This is a genomic window from Pedobacter xixiisoli (genome assembly GCF_900215335.1).
GTDB classification, from domain to species: Bacteria; Bacteroidota; Bacteroidia; order Sphingobacteriales; family Sphingobacteriaceae; genus Pedobacter; species Pedobacter xixiisoli.
In genome coordinates, this window is record NZ_OCMT01000002.1 from 1,366,764 (window position 1) to 1,386,353 (window position 19,590).

The window sequence follows — 19,590 nt, forward strand, 5'->3', positions numbered from 1 at the left end:
GAGTGTTGAAAATAGTTTCAACTCAAAAATGAAATGTTATGAAAAAGATATTATTATTTGGAACCGCTCTCGCACTATCAAGTTCTGCATTATTTGCACAAAACACAATGTCTGGAAGCGATGCCCGTATAGGAATTAAAGCTGGTGTGAACTTAAGTACAATTAGAGCAAGAGGCTTTGATGGTGCTAGTGCAATTAACGATGCAACAAAACAGAACGTTGGTTATAACTTTACTGTATTTGGTGACTTCGGCGTAGGTAATAACTTCTTTATACAACCGGGTGTCTCGTTGCAAAATAAAGGTACGAAGTTGCAAAATACAACAGCGGGTGTAACTACCGAAGCTACGGCAAATATCATGGCAGTAGAGGTGCCTGTAAATGCTGTATTTAGAATTCCTACTGGAAACGAAGGAGCTATACAAATAAGTGCTGGTCCATACATCGGATTTAACATTGACGGTAAGGCAAAAACTAAAATTAGTGGAGGAGCGAACTCTGGAACTACTGAAACTGACTTAAAATTTGGTAACGACTCTGGAGACAATTTCACTAGCACAGATTTTGGTGCCAACTTTGGAGTAGGTTACCGTATGGGTAATGGATTTTTGCTAGGTGCGAATTATGGAATGGGCTTAACTAACGTACAACCAAAAGCTGAGCGTTCTGGAGATAGCAAATTAGCAAATAGAGTTTGGGGGTTTAGTTTAGGATACTCATTCTAATAGAATCCACAAATTTAATTTTAAGCCAGTTTCTGTTTGGAAACTGGCTTTTTTTTGAATTAATTTTTGGTTGACATTAGTTTTATAAATTTGGATATGGAAATTTTACCAATTGACAACGGAATTGCAGAAATAATTGCTGATGAGTTTGTAATAACTAATATAGAAGATGGTGTGGAGTTGGTAGGAAATGTATACTACCAAGGTTTTGATAAAATGATTATTTACGAGCAAAACATTACACCAAAATTCTTCGATTTAAGTACAAAAATAGCGGGCGAAATATTACAGAAGTTTTCTAACTATCGTATGAGTTTAGCCATAGTGGGCAATTTTGCACCGTATCAAAGTAAAAGCATTAAAGATTTTATTTTTGAAAGCAATAAATTAGGTCAAATCAATTTCGTAAATTCAAAAATCGAAGCCATCAAAGCTTTATCAAAATAACGCAGTATGCATCCAATATTAAGAAACATTCTTGCCATCATCGTCGGTATTATTATTGGCGGTTTAGTAAACACTGCGATCATCATGATTAGCGGAAACATCATTGCTCCTCCAACTGGTGCAGACATTACTACCGAAGCAGGCTTAAAAGCCAGCATGCATTTATTTGAGCCCAAACACTATATATTTCCATTTTTGGCACATGCCATTGGAACCTTTATAGGCGCTTACATTGCCGCTCGTATTTCGACCATGAAAATATTGTTCGCCATGTTTATTGGCATGTTTTTCTTAATGGGAGGCATTTGGATGGTGACGATTTTACCTTCGCCCATTTGGTTTACCATTGTAGATTTAGCTGGGGCATATTTACCTGTAGCTTATTTTGCTGGTCGTATTGCGAAATAAAAAGATGATTGTTTTTACTGATTACGATTATTCGCAACGAGAATTTAATGCATAAAGATGAAAATTCACACCACAAACTACCAAAATACTTTTATCGCTATCGCGGATGATTCTAACGCTGCTCGAGGCGAAATACCGGCAGAAAAAGCTGACCTTAAAACATTGGCTGGATGGCAATTTGATATTATTAGCAATAACCCTTACCAATACAATTCTGATGACGTGCTGTTTTTGGCACATGCCTTACAGAAAGATTTATTAGCCACCGAGTTTAATAAAGCCAAAGCTGAATTCTTCTCTAAAGGACAAGCTTGTTTGAGGGCTTCTGCTTTGGGCAAACGCTATGGCTGGGGTATTCATCACGATGCAGAAGGTAAAATTGCCATTTACGGATGCGAAACTCCAGCATATCAGGATTTCCTTAACCAAGCCGGTATTAAAGTAGTAAAGGCTATGCGATCTAAAAGGTAACGCAGATTGATAAATTGACCTTGCGTTTTAAACGAGATTGAAGCGGTAATCCTTTTTGTTATTCACCAAGTTTAGTTTACCGAAACTTTTTGCAATAAAAAGCCTACGACAACTTAGCACAACATGTTGTTGACAAAAAGATTTAAGCGGAAAGCTCGGCTTCGTTTACCGAAGTGAAACTGGTATTGCTTTTCAAAAATTAATCGTAAAAGTTCCAAGTAAAGCCCAAGGTAAGCAAGCGATCTGGCATTGGATAACGGTTAACGGTGTAATAACCGCCACTCAACAAACCTTGATTTACATATTGATATTTAGCAAAAAGATTCGCTCTTCTTAAACCAACTTTCACCCAAGCATCTACAATTGGTTTTGAACTAAAAGTTACCGCATCGCCATTGTAAAACTGACTTGCTGCTATTGAATAAGATTTCGCCAAGTAAGAGTCGTTATAGAAAACATCGAATCCGATTTGAGTCTTTAATACTTTAAAAAACGTTTGGTCTTTGTAAACACTTGCGAAAAGATAAATTTCTGGTGTACGCAATAAGCTTTGCTGGTCGGTTTTTTGGTAAACTCCGTAGGCATTAATGTGGAAACTACCGGCGTCTACCTGCTTGCCAACTTTAAATTGTAATAAACTAATTTCGCCATTAAATTGCTCGGGTACAATTGCCCTATCCAAAGTTGATGAAGGAAGAAAATAAAGGTAGCTGCTGATTAGATAATACGATGCACTTGCATCTAGCTTTAAAAAGTTGTTGATGTAAGCAAAAGAAAAATTGGTGGTTTTGGTGCGTGAAAAATCGTTTCTTCTATCCCATTGGTAATGGTTACCATAGTAGCGGTTAAAGATTTCTTCTGGAGATTTATTTTGGGTGTAAACACTCATCACAATTTTACCAGTTTTCTCATTTAGAGCGAAATTACTGCTGGCTTCGTAAAGGTAGTCGCCAGCGTTACGGCCTTGAAAAATCTGCTGAACGTTTAAGTTTACATCTACTTTATCACTAAAGCGGTAGCCTAAAGCGCCCAACAAGGTAGTGTTTTGGGCACTGAAATTACGACCAAAGAAGATACTAGTATCTCGTTGTAAAACTTGTTGCTTAAAACTGTAAATATCGTTTCTGATACCCGCGTCAATTTTCAATTCGTTTTTAATGATACTGCTATTTTTCGCCCTTAAGAAAAAGCTATAAATAAACTCATTTTGAATATGCTTTACGTTGGTGGTATCGTTGGTGAAAACCAAATCAGAAACTGCAATGGAAGGGAAAACACCTTCCAAATCTTCTTCGTCTTTTTTAAAGCTGAAAGAACTATTGTTATAAACAAAGGTGTGAGTTACCTTATTGGTTGGCAATATATTTTGCGTGGTGCTATTCGTGGTACTATCTATACGCCCAACAAAATAACTCTGCCTAATCATCAAAGAATTATATCGGTAAAGCTGACTAGCACTATTCAATCTTACGGGTTCTGTCACTTTACTTACCAAAGTATTTCCACCTTTAGAAAAAATGACCGTATCTTTTAAAATAGAGCCATTTTCTTGTGCCTTCATGGTGTTGAAAACAGCATCAACCCAAATATTATAACGTTTGTTTCTAGTTTGATACCAAGTAAATAAGGTTCCATTTAAAACATCACCACGTTGGCGTTTGTAAAAACCATTGGCACCAATACGGTTAAAGTTTGCTCCAAAATTCCAGTTAGGTTTGATATTTTGCGAGTGGATGATTTTCAGTAATTGTACGTTGTCACCAGCACTGATATAAGACAAACTAGTAAAAGGTGTACGAGCTCTATAGAACTTGGTGTCGTCGTGGGTAAACCTGTACATATCCAACGAATGGAAACCTGCATCGAAACCAATAGTTTTAACAGGATCAAACAGCAAAGGAGTAACCGCTAAACCAACCAAACCCGTACCTACTGTTGGGTAGCGTGGCTGTGCTATTGGGCTAAAATTTTGGATACCAGTTAAGGTAGTATCCAACGGAATAGTTTGTATACTGTCTTTGGTAAGTTTACGTGTAGTGTAGCGGATGTATTTAGAAGTAAAAACTACCGAATCCTTGCCCATCTGTTCCTTTTTACGCAACGAATCTAATTCCTTATTACCGGCAATAGAGGTTTTCAAATCTTGCCCAAAAGCGTTGATTATACCAAATAGCGAAAAGAAAAGTACAGCAACAAATATTTTCTGCATTATAGAGTTGAGATAAGCTGGCTTAAAATTTTTGTCATTTGAGGTTCTGCTTTAGCAGCAGTTTCGATAATCTCTTCTAAACTCACTGGTTTTAAATCTTCAGGAAAACCTTCGTCTGTTAATACAGAAATTGCAAAAACGGGTATATTCATGTGGTTAGCTACAATTACTTCTGGTACAGTACTCATTCCAACAGCATCGCCACCAATGATACGCAAATACTTATATTCTGCTTTAGTTTCGAGGTTTGGTCCAGTTACCGATACATAAACGCCCTGATGGCAAGTTATATTTTCGTCTTGTGCAATTTTTAAACCTTTCTCAATCAGCTCCTTGTTGTAAGGCTGGCTCATGTCTGGAAAACGTGGCCCAAAATCTTCGTTATTTAATCCTCTTAATGGGCTTTCTGGCTGTAAATTGATGTGGTCGTTAATAATCATCAAATCGCCTTTTTTGAAAGCTGGATTTAAAGAACCCGCAGCGTTGGAAACAAAAAGATACTTAATGCCCAACAACTTCATTGCCCTAATTGGGAAAGTAATTTGTTGCATGCTATAGCCCTCGTAAAAGTGCAGACGGCCTTGCATGGCAATTACTTTTTTACCTTTCAGTGTTCCAAAAATTAATTTACCAGAGTGAAATTCTAAAGTAGAAATTGGAAAATTTGGGATGCTCGAATACATAATGCTATGCTGCACCTCAATTTCGCTAACTAAACCACCTAAGCCTGTTCCTAAAACAATACCTACTTCTGGTTCAAACTCACCTATTTTATTTTTAATGTATTTTATCGAATCGTTTAGCGCTTGCAACATAATCTAATATTTTTTGGTCAAATCTGCACTTATCGGCTGCGTTAATTTCATTTGCAATTGGCAGATAATATACAGGCAAATTTAACAGTAAATCTCTTAATTTATCATCTAATAAACGTTGTCCATCTTTTTCTGTTGTGACAATGATTTTTTCCTTTGCGGGATGCTTTTGAAAAGCCTTAGCTAAAGCTTCTATTTCTTTCTCCGTAAAACGATGATGGTCGGGGTATTCGAAGGCATGAATATTTACGGGCATACTTTCTAAATATTGTCTCAGTGGTTCAGGATTAGCAATTCCAGTTAATAAAAAAACTTCTTGTTCTGCCTTAAAAACTACCTCTTCCCCAGTATAAATGTGTTTTAATTGTTGATATCCGATGCTAGAAAAAGTCAAATCTTGCTGAGGTTCCAATTGAAGTTTATTAGCAATTTCAGTTCTTACGCCCTCATTTATTTCTGCGGGAGATTTGGTGATCAGAACTGCCTGTGCTCTTTTAACTACCGAAAACGGCTCTCTCAAATTTCCGGCGGGCATTAACATTTGGAACTTCCTGATTTTTGCAAACTCGAACAACAACACATTAAAGCCAGCTTTTACTTTACGGTGCTGGTAAGCATCATCCAGTAAAATTACATCATGTCCATCTTTCAATTCTCGAATACCCTTTACCCTGTCTTCACAAACCGCAACCGTCACGTTTTTAAATTTCCGATAATACTGCAGAGGTTCATCGCCTATGGTTTCCGCAGTTGCAGTTTCATTAGCTAAAATAAAACCTCTGGTTTTTCTACCGTAGCCCCTACTTAAAATAGCTACTTTATATTCGCCCAGTAGCCTTACCAAATACTCGGTAGTTGGTGTTTTGCCCGAACCTCCTACAGCCAAGTTACCTACGCAAATAACAGGCATATCGAAACTGGTAGACTGAAAAATGCCCCAATCGTAGAATTTATTGCGGATAAATACCACCAAGGCATAAATCACGTTAAATGGCAACAATAAAAGACGTAGGTATTTTAGCATATAAGTAGCACAAAACTACTGAATATTTAGCTTTTGCGCTAAGGGTTTGGAAACACAAGCTTGTTTTATTTTTAGCAGAGCTATCGTCTCTAAATGCTAGTCAAGATTTGAAATGGTTTAAAATTTGCAGCAATTTTGCTATAATTGAAACAAACAACACAACTAAATGACTACAAACAAACGCCTCAAAGTAGGACAAGGACAGATTAGCGGGTATTTATCTATTTTTTTAGCAGTTTTGGTGCTACTGGCGGTTTTCTGTTTCAGGTATCCAGAGCAATTAACCACACCAGAATTTAGAGAAGTTTACACCAAAACTATTGCGGAAGCACTGATGATTTTCGGGGTAATTGCTTCCTTTTTCTTCGCCGCAGTAAGTTTATTATTGAGCAAGAAAATTAAATTGGCCTTAATAGGAACCTCCATTACAGGTTTGGCTATTATTTTAGGTGCTCTCACCTTAAACGGAAGAGATGTGGTAAAAACAGATTGGCATTTTGGACTAGACTGGATGATTTTAGATTTATTGCTGATGGTAGCGATTTTCGTGCCTTTAGAGTTATTCTTCCCTAGAAATAAATCTCAGACCAAGTTTCACGAAGAGTGGCGTACCGATTTAACCTATTTCGTCATCAGTCATTTATTTATACAGTTTTTCGGTATCGTTACACAAAAACCTGCAGTGTTGTTTTTCGGGTGGATTGGCTTAGAAAATCTACATGCTTGGGTGCAAGGTTTGCCTTTTATCGTTGCTTTGTTTCTGGCTTTTTTCGCTACCGATTTATTTCAATACTGGGCACATCGCTTTTTTCACACCAGAGTATTTTTATGGCGTTTCCATTCTATCCACCACTCTACCCAAAACATGGATTGGTTAGCTGGAAGTAGAACGCATTTTATCGACATCTTTTTCACCAGAGCAATGACTTTTATTCCGCTTTACATTTTAGGATTTTCTTCTACTGTATTTAGCGTTTACATTGTATTTATTGCTATTCATGCTGTACTAATTCATGCCAATACTCGTATCAACTTTGGATTCATTAAATACATTTTTACTACGCCACAGTATCATCATTGGCACCATTGCGAAGACCCAAAATACTATGGGCATAACTTTGCTTCTATTTTTCCTTTTATTGATATGATGTTCGGCACTTACTATTTGCCCGACAAAAAATGGCCAGCAGGAACAGGTGTACATGAGGCTTCTTATCCAAAAGGATTTATCAAACAATCTATTTATCCGTTTACTAAAAGTCCGTTTGATACCGATTTGAATATGGATGACCGAAGTGATAGGTAATGATTTTTGTTATCGTTTGTTATATTATTTACACACCAGCATAACTTGTTCTTGAATATTACTGATGCTGAAATAAATTTACTTTGCCGCTACTTCGCGGTCAGGGTGACGTAAATTGATCTCTCTCGTCATTTCGACTGAAGCGCAGCGAAATGGAGAAATCTGTAAATTTGCTCACACACAGTTCAAAGATTTCTCCATTAAAGTCGAAATGACGCATCCCTCACTGTTCGACATTTATAATGTCGAATTACTTATCGGGGAATTTCTAATTCCCACTTATACAACTATATCGTTTGCTTGTTTATTTGTTCGGATTAAAAATATGATAAGATTTCGGAGTTACAAACTCCGAAGAGCTTTGACATATTAACACAACAAGCTATCGATATCACCGACCCTGAAATAAATTCAGGGTGACGTAAATTGATCGCTTCGTCATGTTGAATTTATTTCAGCATCAGCTTGCAGGGTCTGCTACGGCAACTTAACAACCTGCTGTTCTACATTTGCAATATCGAGCTATATAGCTTCCTCAACAACCACATAGCCAACAAAGCCTTTGAACTTATAAGTCAAAGGCTTTGTTGGTTTCATAGAACAGCATCCCTGCCGTTCTTATCATATTTTTAATCTTCTGCCTTCGCAATCTTAGGTGGCATCAATTTGTAAACTACCGGTGTAATAATTCTCGATAGCAAAGTCGAGCTAATCAATCCGCCAATCATTACAATGGCCAAAGGCGAAATTAAAGGATTGCTCGACATTGCTATTGGCAATAAACCTCCAATTGCAGTTAAAGAAGTAAGGATAATTGGCAAGAAACGTACTTCTCCCGCTTCTTCAATTGCGGCATTCAACTCTTTCCCTTCTGCCCTCAATTGGTTGGTAAAATCAACTAATAGGATGGTATTTTTAACTTCGATACCTGCCAATGCTACAATCCCGATGGTGGCTACAAATGAAAGTGAATTTCCAGTAACCATCAAAGCCAACACCGCACCAACAATCCCCAATGGAATTACCGAAAGTACAATCAAAGTGCTTTTGAAAGTTTTAAATTCCAACACCAACACCGCGATGAACATAAACAGCGTTACCAAAATAATACTGCCAAATCCGCCAAACGACTGGTTACGACTTTCCACCTCTCCACCCATTTCGAAATGATAACCATCAGGTAATTTCATTTTAGCCATCTGCGCTTCTACATCCTTAATTACCTTATCATTTAAGTAACCTTTTTGTACAAATGAGTTTACAGAAATGGTACGCACCTTATTTTGGTGATTAATGCTCAAAGCTGAAGTTTCGAGCTTTAAACTAGCCAACTGCGATAATGGAATTGAAGTTCCCTGCACATTGTTTACGTACAGGTTATCGAAAACATTTAAGCTCGGGTTTGAAGAATATTTAGTGGTTAGCAAGATATTATAATCATCGCCACTAGATTTTGGATTAAGGAATTTACCTACTTCAAAACCTGCCACTGCCATTCGCACCGTACGGTCAATATTTACCATTGGCACACCTAATGCCAAAGCTTTTTCTTTGTTAATTTCTACCTTGATATCAGATTTCAGATTCTTGAGCGGATTGTTGGTATAGATCGTCCCTTCTGTTTTTAGCAGTAAGTTTTCTACCTGTCCAGCTATTCTTCTCAAGCTATCCAAATTCTCTCCAAAAACACGAACTTCTACCGGAGAAATAATCGGTTGGCCTTGTTCAAAATCTTTTACCTCTACTTTAGCACCTAAATACGGCGACCATTTCGCTCTCAGTTTTTCAATCAGCTCTACTTTTTTATCTGCCCTCACATCGGGGTGCAACAGCACAAAAATCTCAGCAAAATCGCTACGCTCGTTAGTTTGCAGCAAATTATAGTAGATACGAGGATTTCCCTTACCTACATTCGAAGCAAAATATTTCACCTCTGGAATTTCCTTGATTTCTTTCTCAATCTGCTTGGCAATAGAATCAGTGTATTTTAAATTAGATTGCAAAGGAGTAGAAACCGTGATGATAAATTGTGGTTTCTCTGAAGACGGGAACAAACTAAAACCAATTACTGGAATTAAGGCCAAGGAACCTGCAAAAACCGCTACCCCAATTAAAATGGTTAAATAAGGTTTGTGCAATGCTTTATCCAACAACTTCGCATAAGACCCGTGAATAATTTTCTGTAAGGTTCTTAAAAAGATGTTTCCATTTACATCTGCATGTGGTTTTAAAATCTTGCTCGACAAAAACGGAACTACCGTTAGCGCCACCACCATAGAAGCAATTACCGAACAAATTACCGCTACCGGCAAACTTCTAATGAACTCTCCCGAAGCTTCGGGCATGAACATCAGTGGCATAAAAGCAATCACCAAAGCTGCTGTACAGCCCATTACCGCCAAACCAATTTGTTTAGTAGCCATTAATGTTGCGGTCAGGCGATTATGCCCATCACGCATCCATCGCTCTATGTTTTCTACCACCACAATACTGTCGTCCACCAGTAAACCCAACGAAACCACCAAGCCCACAATACTCAGCTGATTTAAACTGAAGCCTAAAAGGTTAATCAAAATGATACCAATAGCAAGCGACAATGGAATAGAAACCATTACCACCAACGAAGCTCGAGTACCCAAAGGCAGCAAAGTAATTAGCACCAAGCAAATCGCAATTCCAAAATCTACACCCAAGCCTCCTAAACGATTATTCACATTATCTGCTTGGTCAAACATCACCTGCTGGTCTATATTGCTCGGCAAAGTTTTCTTGAAAGCGTCCAATACTGGCAAATAAGCTTCTTGTGTTTGGGTAATGTTACCGCCAACTTTTTGGGCAGCCACTACAAATACCGTTCTAAACCCATTTAATCGAGTGATATGCTTGTCTTGCGAATAATCGAAGTACACATTGGCTACATCTTTAAGCGTAGTATTTTTACCGCCGCCACTGGCTACAATGGTGTTTCTAATTTCATCTATACTTTGATAGTTTCCGCTAGTTTTAACATTGAAAGATTTAGTTCCTGCATCAATACTTCCCCCTGGAATATTAGCCACCTCACTCTGTATCGCATTGGCAATTTGAGTAACCGGAATACGCAACAAAGCCAGTTTCTCCAAATCCAAATCAACCTTTACCAACTGGTCGGGCAAGCCAACTATTTCTACATTTTTTAAGGACGAAATTTTCTCCAAACGATCTTGTAATTCTTCGGCAGTACTTTTCAGTTTATCTCTCGAAGCATTTTCAGAAACCAACGCTACTTGTAGAATATTCACATCTGTAGGAGATATTTTTTGCACTTCCATCGCATAAATATCTTGTGGCAAGTTTGGTCGCTCGCTATTAATTTCACGCACCAACTCCTGATATTTATCATCTACATTTACGCCGTACCTAAATTCAACTACAGCAACAGCCAAACCATCTCTAATCGTTGTTTTAATAGTTTTGATATCATCTAAGCCATAAATACGTTTCTCTAGCGGTTTTACCACTAGTTCTTCCATATCTTTTGGGCTTGCACCAGGATAAACCACTACCACAGGAAAGTTTGGAGGGTTCATATCTGGGTCTTCTGCCCTCGGCATATTTAAAACAGTGGTGATTCCTAAAGCCATCACCATCAGTACCATAATTAAGGTAAACTGATAATTTTTTACTGCATAATCTGATATTTTCATTCCGATTCTTTTCGAATTTTATCTATTTTTTGAAAAGCAACGTTCTACTTTCATCGTTGCCTTTAGCCCTGCTGTTCGCTATAATCTTTTTGCGATTGTCATGCTAAACTTGTCGAAGCATCACACAAAAAAATTTCCGCTGCCATCAGGTTTATTTAACTTAAGCCTGTATAAAGCACTTCAAGTCCCGTTCTTAAAAATCCTCCCCCTACCCCCTCCAAAGGGGGACACATGACGCCTAAGCATTTTGCATATCTATACTGATTCGTTTACCACCGCACTTTGTTCAACGCTTTTTTCTACCCTCAGGGGAGAGATGCCGAAGGCAGAGAGGGCCCGCTCAGATACTTCGGAGGGCTTACTTAACCACCTTAATTTTCGAACCATCGGTTAGGTAAGCGCTTCCTGAAATAATTACCGAGCTAGCATTTTCCAAGCCGCCAGTTACTGCGATTTTATCTTTCTGTATCGCTCCCAATTGTACTTTCACTTTTTTCACGGTTTGGTTGTCATTGGTTATAAAAACATACCCTTCATTTTCACCGCCATCCAAAAGCGCATCATAGGGAATAGTGAATGAATTCTGTTTTTTCGAAGGATAGATACTTGCCTTGCCGAACAATCCAGCAGCCAAACCTTTAACTTGATTTACTAAAGCCAGCTCTACTCCAAAAGTCCCGCTTTGCGCATCAATACTTTCTGATTTCCTACTCACTTTCGCTTGCAAAACTTGCCCCGATAACGCTTCAGAACTAATAGTTGCTCTGTCGCCAACTTTCAAAGCCGACCACTGTTTATCGCTTAAGCCGACTTTCAAAATCCAGTTACCTTCACTTGCGCCATTAATTTGTAGCACAGGAGTACCTGGTCCAACAATTTGTCCATCATTAGCAAGTTTCTTAAGCACGTAGCCATTTCTGGTTGCTCTAATTGCCGTATAACCTTCATTAAATTTTGCAGATTGAATTTGCTGTTTAGCGACATCCAAGGCTGTTTTAGCATTTTGTAATTGCTCCAAAGTAGCCACGCTATCTTTAAACAACTTGTTGGCTCGGTCGTAATCGCGTTGCGCCTTTTGCACAGAAAGCTGAACTTGCTCTACCTGAGAACCAATCTCTGTTGGATTTACAGAAGCCAATAACTGTCCCTTAGTAACTCGGTCTCCCTCTTTTACATAAATCCGATTGATTACACCGCCGTTTTTAAACGAAAGAATGGTTTCATCATTGGTAGTAAAATATCCAGAGGTGATAATTTCCGCATCGGTATCTTCCTCCACTAATGATACCACCTTAACAGGAATGGTGTCTTGCTGAATAATCGCTTTCTCTCGCTGGCTTCCACCTTTACAGGCAAGCAACAACAAGAAAACCGAACCAAATGCAATAGGTATAATTTTCGTTTTCATGGTTATCAATTGATTACATAAGATGCAGTTTCACGTTCCATATTGGCCATGGCAGTAAGCACCTTATAAAGGTTAATATTTACTAAAATTTTGCTCGATGTATATTGGTTTCTAGCATCGATGGTTTCTACAAACGAATTTGCACCTGCCAAATAACCTCTATCGATTAGCCTTAAATAGGTAGCAGCCGCTTCAAACTGTTTTTGCGACGATTGGTAAGTTTGATATGCCGAACGTAGGTTGTTTTGCGAAACTTTGGCAGACAAGCCCAATTGTTGAGCGACCAAGTTCGAATTCAATTGTGCATTTCTCAAATCGAGGCTACTTTCTTTTTGCTTGTTGCTGTTTCTGTTTCCAGAGAAAATTGGGATGTCCAATTGCAAGCCGACCATATAATATCTGGTATTCGAATTAAAATGAAAACCTTCGGATTGTGTACCTACATCTAAAAATGCTCCGAGTTTTGGAACTGCAAATTGCCCGTTCATCTTTTGAACGTTTTTACTGATGCCTTCCACTTGTCCCAGCGCTTTCAGTTCTTCCCTTTGGTTAGCGATATTTAAACCAGCCAGTAAACCTTCCACTTTTGCCAATTCTGATTTGTCGTTAGCAGCTTCCACAATAATTGCTTCATTGGCATCTCTATTCAATAGAAAATTAAAGTACAGACGAGCGTTGTTCACTTTTTGTTCCGCATCCAACAAGGTCGCATTCACACTTTCCACTTCACTTTGCGAGCGCAGTACATAAGCAGGCAAACCCTTTCCGTTCTCCAAAAGTTTCTCGTTTACGCGAAGACCTTCCCTAGCTAATTGCAAACCAGACTTATAAACATCTACTGCCGCAAGCGCACTTAAATAGTTATAGTAAGCAGTTTTGATTTCCTTTACCAAATCACGTTTGTAAATCTGAACCTCAAATTCTTTCAACACCAATTGTTGCTCCGCAATACGTTTGTTATAAATGATATCCGTATTGATAATTGGAACCGTAGTACGCAATTTCGCGTCGTGAAAGTTTTTAGGCAAAAAATTAATAGTCTGATTTTCTAGCATCGGAAAATTACTGCTGCCCGTGATTTGATTCAGTGTATTGTAAACTGGGTTCATCAAATCGCCCAATGGCAAAGGAATATTACGACCACCATCTGCCGTTTGATAAGCTCCCTGAAATGCCACATTAGGAAGAAACAATCCTTTTGCAGATTTCAAAGCATATTGCGCTTTCTCTAACGATACATTTTTTTGTTGTAAAACGATATTGTTTTTAAAGGCAGTATCTACATAAGCTTTTAGCACATCTTGCGCATTTGCAACAGAAAAACTAAGCAGCGTGAACAGCAGAACAAAGTAAAATCTATTTTTAATAATTAACAGTGTTAACATATCATTTCATTTTATCTAACATCAGTACCAAGGTCTCAAAAGCTTCCTCCAAAATGTTTCTATCTTCTGGTACGTGAAGGTGTGCACTTGCCACATGGTCTAAGTGACCTTGCAATTTCAAACTGCACAAACCATGTACTAAAGCCCAAATATTTAAGGCTACATTATTTTCATTCAAGCCGTTAAAATAACCTTCAGCTTTGCAATCCAAAACAGTTTGTTGTAAAGCACCAAAAGCAAACTCCCCTTCCTCCCATTCGCAGCAATCTTTATCAGATATAAACTCCATAGGCTCTTTCATAATAAACATAAGCTGGTAAAAATCAGTATTTTGAATAGCAAAATTTATATAAATTCTACCCATAGCTTTTAGTCTTTCGAAGCCACTTTCTACATGCTGTAATACCATAAACTGCTCACCTAATACCTTAAACCCTTCTTTGTGAAGTGTATAAGCAATATCGCTTTTATCTTTATAGTAAAGGTAGATCGTTGTAGGACTAAGCTTTATTTCGGCAGCAATCTTTCTAATTGATGTAGCTTCATATCCCTCTTTTAGGAAAAGCTTTTTAGCCGCTTCTAAAATCCTCAATCTCACATCTTCAATCTGTTGTTGATCTTTTTCTTTTCTTCCCATATCGTATTGAATGATGCAAATATAATTAACACCGTTAATTAAAAAAATATTTTTGCTAATAAATAAAATTGAAACTTGTTATCAATTCTTAAAAAGTCGATTTAAAAACTGTATCCGCATCTTTTTAATAAAAATTTTTCTCGTAAAAAATCTATTGAGCAACGAAATCTGACAACTACGACCTTTACAATAGTCATCAAATTTAAAAGCCTTATATTTGTTGCATTAACTACTTATTATATGCTTAAAGGATTTTTTAATGTTCCAGCTCCTATTAACGAGCCCATTTTGGGGTATGCACCAGGAAGCAAGGAAAGAGAACTACTAAAAGCGGCCTTAGCCGAAGGGAGGTCAAAAGTAATTGACATCCCAATGTACATTGGAAATAAAGAGGTTTTCACCGATGACAAAGGAAAAATCACTCCTCCACATGACCATCAACACCTTTTAGCTACCTACAGCAAGGGTACAAAATCACATGTACAGCAAGCAATTGATGCAGCGTTAGCAGCAAAAACTGATTGGGAAAACTTAGCTTGGGAACAAAGAGCCGCTATCTTTTTGAAGGCCGCAGATTTAATTGCTGGGCCATACAGATATAAATTGAACGCAGCGACCATGCTTGGTCAAAGTAAAAATGCTTTTCAGGCAGAAATTGATGCAGCTTGTGAATTTATAGATTTCTTGCGCTTCAATGTAAGTTACATGACTGAAATCTACAAGCAACAACCGCCAGTTTCTCCTCGTGGAAATTGGAATAGAGTAGAGCAACGTCCATTGGAAGGTTTTGTATTTGCCTTAACTCCCTTCAACTTTACAGCTATTGCAGGTAACTTACCTTCTTGTGTGGCCATGATGGGTAACGTTGTTGTTTGGAAACCAGCAGATACACAAATTTATGCTGCAAACTTGATTATGCAGATCTTTAAAGAGGCGGGCTTGCCTGATGGTGTAATCAACCTTATTTACGGTCATGGACCAGATATCGGTGATGTGATCTTTTCTCACCCTGATTTTGCAGGTATCCACTTTACGGGATCAACAGCGGTATTCCAAGAAATCTGGAAAACAATTGGTACAAATATCTTCAAATACAAAACCTACCCTCGTATTGTTGGCGAAACAGGCGGTAAAGATTTCATCTTAGTTCATGGTTCTGCCGATGCACAAGTATCGAGCACAGCAATTTTAAGAGGAGCTTTTGAGTATCAAGGTCAAAAATGTTCAGCAGCTTCTAGAGTTTACGTTGCAAAAAGCAAATGGGCTGATATCAAAGAATTGCTATTGAGAGATTTGGCTACGTTAAAAATGGGGCCGACTGAAGATTTCAGTAATTTTATTAATGCGGTAATTGACGAGAGATCTTTTGATAAACTAGCCAAATACATCGACCAAGCTAAAAAAGACAAAGGTGTAGAAATTATTGCAGGTGGAAACTACGATAAGAGCAAAGGTTATTTCATTGAACCTACTGTTTTAGTAGTAGATGATCCAAAATACACCACGATGTGCGAAGAGCTTTTTGGCCCAGTGTTAACTGTATTTGTTTATGACGACAAAGATTTCGACAAAACTTTAGAAATCATTGATAGCACTTCTATCTACGCTTTAACGGGAGCAGTAATCGCTCAAGATCGTTATGCCATTGATAAAGCTACTACTCGCTTACGCAATGCCGCTGGAAACTTTTACATTAATGATAAATGTACTGGAGCAGTAGTTGGCCAACAACCATTTGGCGGCGCTAGAGGTAGTGGAACAAATGATAAAGCTGGATCGATGATCAACTTATTACGTTGGGTTTCTCCACGTACCATCAAAGAAACTTTTGATCCACCAAAAGATTATACTTATCCGTTTTTAGCAAACGACTAATCACGGCTTTACAATAAACAGCAAATTTAATTTGCCAATTATTAAATGCATTGCAACAGAAAGCCCCAACATATGGGGCTTTGCTGTTCAAAAGACTATTTTAACGACTCAAACATCACATCTTCAAAACGTAATTTATTTTGGAAAATACGGATAACAAAAACGATTTAAAAAGAGGTTTACAAAACAGACATATACAGTTAATTGCATTAGGTGGTGCAATAGGTACTGGTCTATTTTTGGGCATTGGTCCAGCGGCAGTTTTAGCCGGACCATCTGTTATTTTAGGCTATGCTATTGCAGGTTTCATTGCATTCTTCATTATGCGCCAGCTTGGCGAAATGGTAGTGCAAGAACCTGTTTCGGGCAGTTTTAGTCATTTTGCATACAAATATTGGGGACCTTTCCCTGGTTTTGCATCTGGCTGGAACTACTGGATGCTTTACATATTGGTAAGCATGTCTGAGCTGACAGCTATCGGTATCTACGTCCAGTTTTGGTGGCCCGAAATACCCCTTTGGGCTTCTAGCGCTTTCTTTTTTGTCATCATAAACATGCTAAATCTCGCCTCAGTAAAGGTTTATGGCGAAGCAGAGTTTTGGTTTTCAATTGTAAAGGTAGTGGCTATTATCGCGATGATTTTGTTTGGAAGCTACCTTCTACTTAGCGGCACTGGCGGAGAGCAAGCAACTGTTAAGAACCTTTGGAACGACGGCGGTTTCTTTCCAAAAGGTTGGCTTAGTGGCAATGGAAGTGGTGGCTATGAAGGGCTTTTAGCAGCGATGGCGCTCATTATGTTCTCTTTTGGAGGATTAGAGCTTGTAGGTATTACCGCTGCAGAAGCTGAAAATCCAGAGAGAAACATACCAAAAGCCACCAACCAAGTAATATATAGGATTTTAATTTTTTACGTCGGTGCACTGATCATTTTATTTTCTTTATCTCCATGGAAAAACATTACCGACGGCAGCAGTCCATTTGTAATGGTTTTTGAAAGGCTAAATGGCTTTCAATTTGACGTTTTCGGGCATACCATCAATTTCACAAAGCTAATTGCCAACGTGCTGAATGTTATTGTACTTACTGCAGCCCTTTCTGTGTATAACAGCAGTGTTTATAGTAACAGTCGTATGCTTTACGGATTGGCCCAGCAAGGCAATGCTCCGAAATTCCTGTCAAAACTTAATAAAAACTATGTACCAGTGATGGCTATTTTAGTTTCTGCATTATTTGCTGCCATTTGTATCGTTATCAACAAGCTTATCCCAGAACAAGCACTAAGTATATTGATGTCCTTAGTGGTATCTTCTCTTGTGATCAATTGGTTAATGATTAGCTACACGCATATCAAATTCAGGAAAGCTCATCAGCTCGAAAAAACGAAATTTCCTTCGTTCTTATATCCTATTAGCAATTACATCTGCTTGTTATTCTTGGCGGGGATATTAATTGTGATGTGGCTTACCGGGCTAAAAATGTCAGTCGAACTAATTCCGATATGGTTATTATTTTTATACGGATGTTATTACTTAGTGCAACGTAGCAAATAAAGAAGCTATTTTTCTTTACATAAAAAAGGGTGTCCAAACCCAGACACCCTTTTCAACTTATATACATAAACCTACAAACTATTCTGTTTCCATCTTAAAAAGTTCAGGAACATCTTCAACGCTAGAAGCGTTAGTTTCTAAATCTTTAATCAACCCTGTTTTTAAACTATAAACCCAAGCATGAACTCCTAATTCTTGTCCGCTAGCCCAAGCATTTTGCACAATTGATGTACTCATTACATTCTTAGCTCCTTGGATAGCATTTAATTCTACCATTCTATCGAATTTTTGCTGTGGATCTTGAATAGATTTAACTTCATTTTCATTTGCGTGGTAAACATCCTTGATATTCCTTAACCAGTTATCAATTAAACCTACTTGTTTATTTCCCATTGCAGCATTTACACCACCACAACCGTAATGACCACAAACGATGATATGCTTAATTTTCAACACGTTTACCGAGTAATCTAACACACTTAACAAACTCATATCAGTATGAGTAACTACATTAGCAATATTACGATGTACGAAAATATCACCAGGCATGGTATTGGTAATTTGGTTAGCTGGTACACGACTGTCAGAGCATCCAATCCATAAAATTGGAGGTGTCTGACCCGCCGCTAACTCATCAAAAAAAGTAGGATCTACCTTTAACGTTTCAGCAACCCACATCTTGTTTCCTTCTAATAAACTTTCGTAAGTGATTTTATCTTGATTTGATGACATATTATTAAATTTTATTTCGTTCGGTAATCTTTGAGTAACAGTATACATTACAATGATAAATATTTTTATCAGACTGAAGATATTAGCATTAACACTTCTGTTTTATGCTTCGAAAATAATAGTGCAAGCTCGAAGACCAACTTGTTACGTTAAGCGTTACCACGCACTAAACGATGAACAATTTTTGCAAAAAAAAGGGTGCCCAAACGCAGGCACCCTTTCCAACTTATATACTACTAAACCTACAACTATTATTATCTAATATGGTATTAAACTATAACCAGCTTACAACACCAGTTTCTACATTATAGTTAGCACCTACTATTTTTATTTTACCATCTTTTTCCATTTGGTTTAAAGTGGTGCTTTGATTACGGATATCTTCTATAGTTTGTTTAACATTTTGTACGTTCAACCTTTCTAGCAAATCATCATTTTTAGACGAACGTTCCTCGCCTTCATTAATAACTCCCTCAATAATTGGATTAAAATGATCGACTAAATGGGTCAAATTATCCATTCCCATACCTCGAATTGCTTCTGCATCTAGTCCACCTTTTAAAGCACCACATTTTGAGTGACCTAAGACAACGATCAATTTAGATCCTGCAACGTTACAACCAAATTCCATAGAACCCAAAATATCTTTATTAGCAAAATTTCCAGCTATCCTTACACTAAAAATATCTCCTAATCCTTGGTCAAAGATCAATTCTGCAGAAGTACGGCTATCAATACAGCTTAAGATCACAGCGAATGGCCACTGTCCCGCCCTAGTATCATTCACTTGCGCTAGTAAATCTCTGTTGGCTTTTAAATTTTGAACAAATCTTTGATTACCTTCTTTTAATATTTCAAATGCCCTTTCAGGAGTAATTGTAGCTTGTGTTTCTAAAGTATGTGCTTTCATTG

The 19,590-nt window shown here is 37.8% G+C and carries 16 protein-coding genes; 7 read left to right on the forward strand and 9 right to left on the reverse strand.

All coding sequences use genetic code 11. From position 1 onward, the window contains the following. The first annotated feature begins 38 nt into the window (after positions 1-38). The 4 genes from CRO54_RS12080 (at position 39) to CRO54_RS12095 (ending at position 2,051) form a co-directional block, all read left to right on the forward strand. Complete coding sequence (locus tag CRO54_RS12080) at positions 39-725, forward strand: porin family protein (RefSeq protein ID WP_097132258.1); 687 nt, start codon at positions 39-41, stop codon at positions 723-725. A 96-nt stretch (positions 726-821) separates the two neighbouring features. Then, on the forward strand, positions 822-1,172 hold the full coding sequence (locus CRO54_RS12085) for a DUF4180 domain-containing protein (RefSeq protein WP_097132259.1): 351 nt from the start codon (positions 822-824) through the stop codon (positions 1,170-1,172). A 6-nt stretch (positions 1,173-1,178) separates the two neighbouring features. Next, a complete protein-coding gene (locus CRO54_RS12090) occupies positions 1,179-1,580 on the forward strand; it encodes a hypothetical protein (protein ID WP_097132260.1) in 402 nt (133 codons plus the stop codon). Positions 1,581-1,637: 57 nt separating this feature from the next. Then, a complete protein-coding gene (locus CRO54_RS12095; RefSeq protein WP_097132261.1) occupies positions 1,638-2,051 on the forward strand; it encodes a DUF6157 family protein in 414 nt (137 codons plus the stop codon). 199 nt (positions 2,052-2,250) lie between these two features. On the opposite strand, the gene CRO54_RS12100 is transcribed toward CRO54_RS12095, so the two are convergent. From CRO54_RS12100 to lpxK, 3 genes are read right to left on the reverse strand one after another with little or no spacing between them, the layout of a single operon-like run. After that, a complete protein-coding gene (locus tag CRO54_RS12100) occupies positions 2,251-4,260 on the reverse strand; it encodes a putative porin (protein WP_097132262.1) in 2,010 nt (669 codons plus the stop codon). Continuing rightward, the gene (locus CRO54_RS12105; protein ID WP_097132263.1) at positions 4,260-5,075 is read right to left on the reverse strand and encodes a purine-nucleoside phosphorylase; all 816 of its coding nucleotides are present in this window, start codon (positions 5,073-5,075) and stop codon (positions 4,260-4,262) included. The genes CRO54_RS12100 and CRO54_RS12105 overlap by 1 nt, the downstream gene beginning before the upstream one ends. Continuing rightward, positions 5,038-6,099 (reverse strand): tetraacyldisaccharide 4'-kinase, encoded by a 1,062-nt coding sequence (gene lpxK / locus CRO54_RS12110; RefSeq protein WP_097132264.1) that lies wholly within the window; start codon positions 6,097-6,099, stop codon positions 5,038-5,040. Before lpxK ends, CRO54_RS12105 begins: the two co-directional genes overlap by 38 nt. Positions 6,100-6,265: 166 nt before the next feature. On the opposite strand from lpxK, the gene CRO54_RS12115 reads away from it, so the two are divergent. After that, positions 6,266-7,405 (forward strand): sterol desaturase family protein, encoded by a 1,140-nt coding sequence (locus CRO54_RS12115; RefSeq protein ID WP_097132265.1) that lies wholly within the window; start codon positions 6,266-6,268, stop codon positions 7,403-7,405. Between the two features lie 629 nt (positions 7,406-8,034). On the opposite strand, the gene CRO54_RS12120 is transcribed toward CRO54_RS12115, so the two are convergent. The 4 genes from CRO54_RS12120 to CRO54_RS12135 form a co-directional block, all read right to left on the reverse strand. Next, positions 8,035-11,091 carry an efflux RND transporter permease subunit gene (locus CRO54_RS12120; protein WP_097132266.1) on the reverse strand — a complete coding sequence of 1,019 codons (3,057 nt, stop codon included), beginning with the start codon at positions 11,089-11,091 and terminating at the stop codon, positions 8,035-8,037. 358 nt (positions 11,092-11,449) lie between these two features. Continuing rightward, complete coding sequence (locus CRO54_RS12125) at positions 11,450-12,499, reverse strand: efflux RND transporter periplasmic adaptor subunit (RefSeq protein WP_097132267.1); 1,050 nt, start codon at positions 12,497-12,499, stop codon at positions 11,450-11,452. A gap of 5 nt (positions 12,500-12,504) precedes the next feature. Next, positions 12,505-13,884: a TolC family protein gene (locus CRO54_RS12130; protein WP_097132268.1), complete on the reverse strand. Its 1,380-nt coding sequence runs from the start codon at positions 13,882-13,884 to the stop codon at positions 12,505-12,507. Position 13,885: 1 nt separating this feature from the next. Further along, positions 13,886-14,521, reverse strand: coding sequence for a TetR/AcrR family transcriptional regulator (locus tag CRO54_RS12135; protein ID WP_097132269.1), 636 nt, complete (start codon positions 14,519-14,521; stop codon positions 13,886-13,888). A 240-nt stretch (positions 14,522-14,761) separates the two neighbouring features. Here CRO54_RS12135 and pruA point away from each other — a divergent pair, with 240 nt between their 5' ends. Continuing rightward, a complete protein-coding gene (gene pruA, locus CRO54_RS12140; protein WP_097132270.1) occupies positions 14,762-16,396 on the forward strand; it encodes an L-glutamate gamma-semialdehyde dehydrogenase in 1,635 nt (544 codons plus the stop codon). A 140-nt stretch (positions 16,397-16,536) separates the two neighbouring features. After that, on the forward strand, positions 16,537-17,946 hold the full coding sequence (locus CRO54_RS12145) for an amino acid permease (RefSeq protein WP_097132271.1): 1,410 nt from the start codon (positions 16,537-16,539) through the stop codon (positions 17,944-17,946). 78 nt (positions 17,947-18,024) lie between these two features. Here the strand turns inward: CRO54_RS12145 and CRO54_RS12150 are convergent, their stop codons facing one another. Together CRO54_RS12150 and CRO54_RS12155 are read right to left on the reverse strand one after the other, a co-directional pair. Beyond that, positions 18,025-18,678, reverse strand: a complete 654-nt coding sequence (locus CRO54_RS12150; RefSeq protein WP_097132272.1) for a carbonic anhydrase — start codon at positions 18,676-18,678, stop codon at positions 18,025-18,027. 274 nt (positions 18,679-18,952) lie between these two features. Then, positions 18,953-19,588 (reverse strand): carbonic anhydrase family protein, encoded by a 636-nt coding sequence (locus CRO54_RS12155; RefSeq protein WP_097132273.1) that lies wholly within the window; start codon positions 19,586-19,588, stop codon positions 18,953-18,955. Positions 19,589-19,590: the final 2 nt, after the last annotated feature.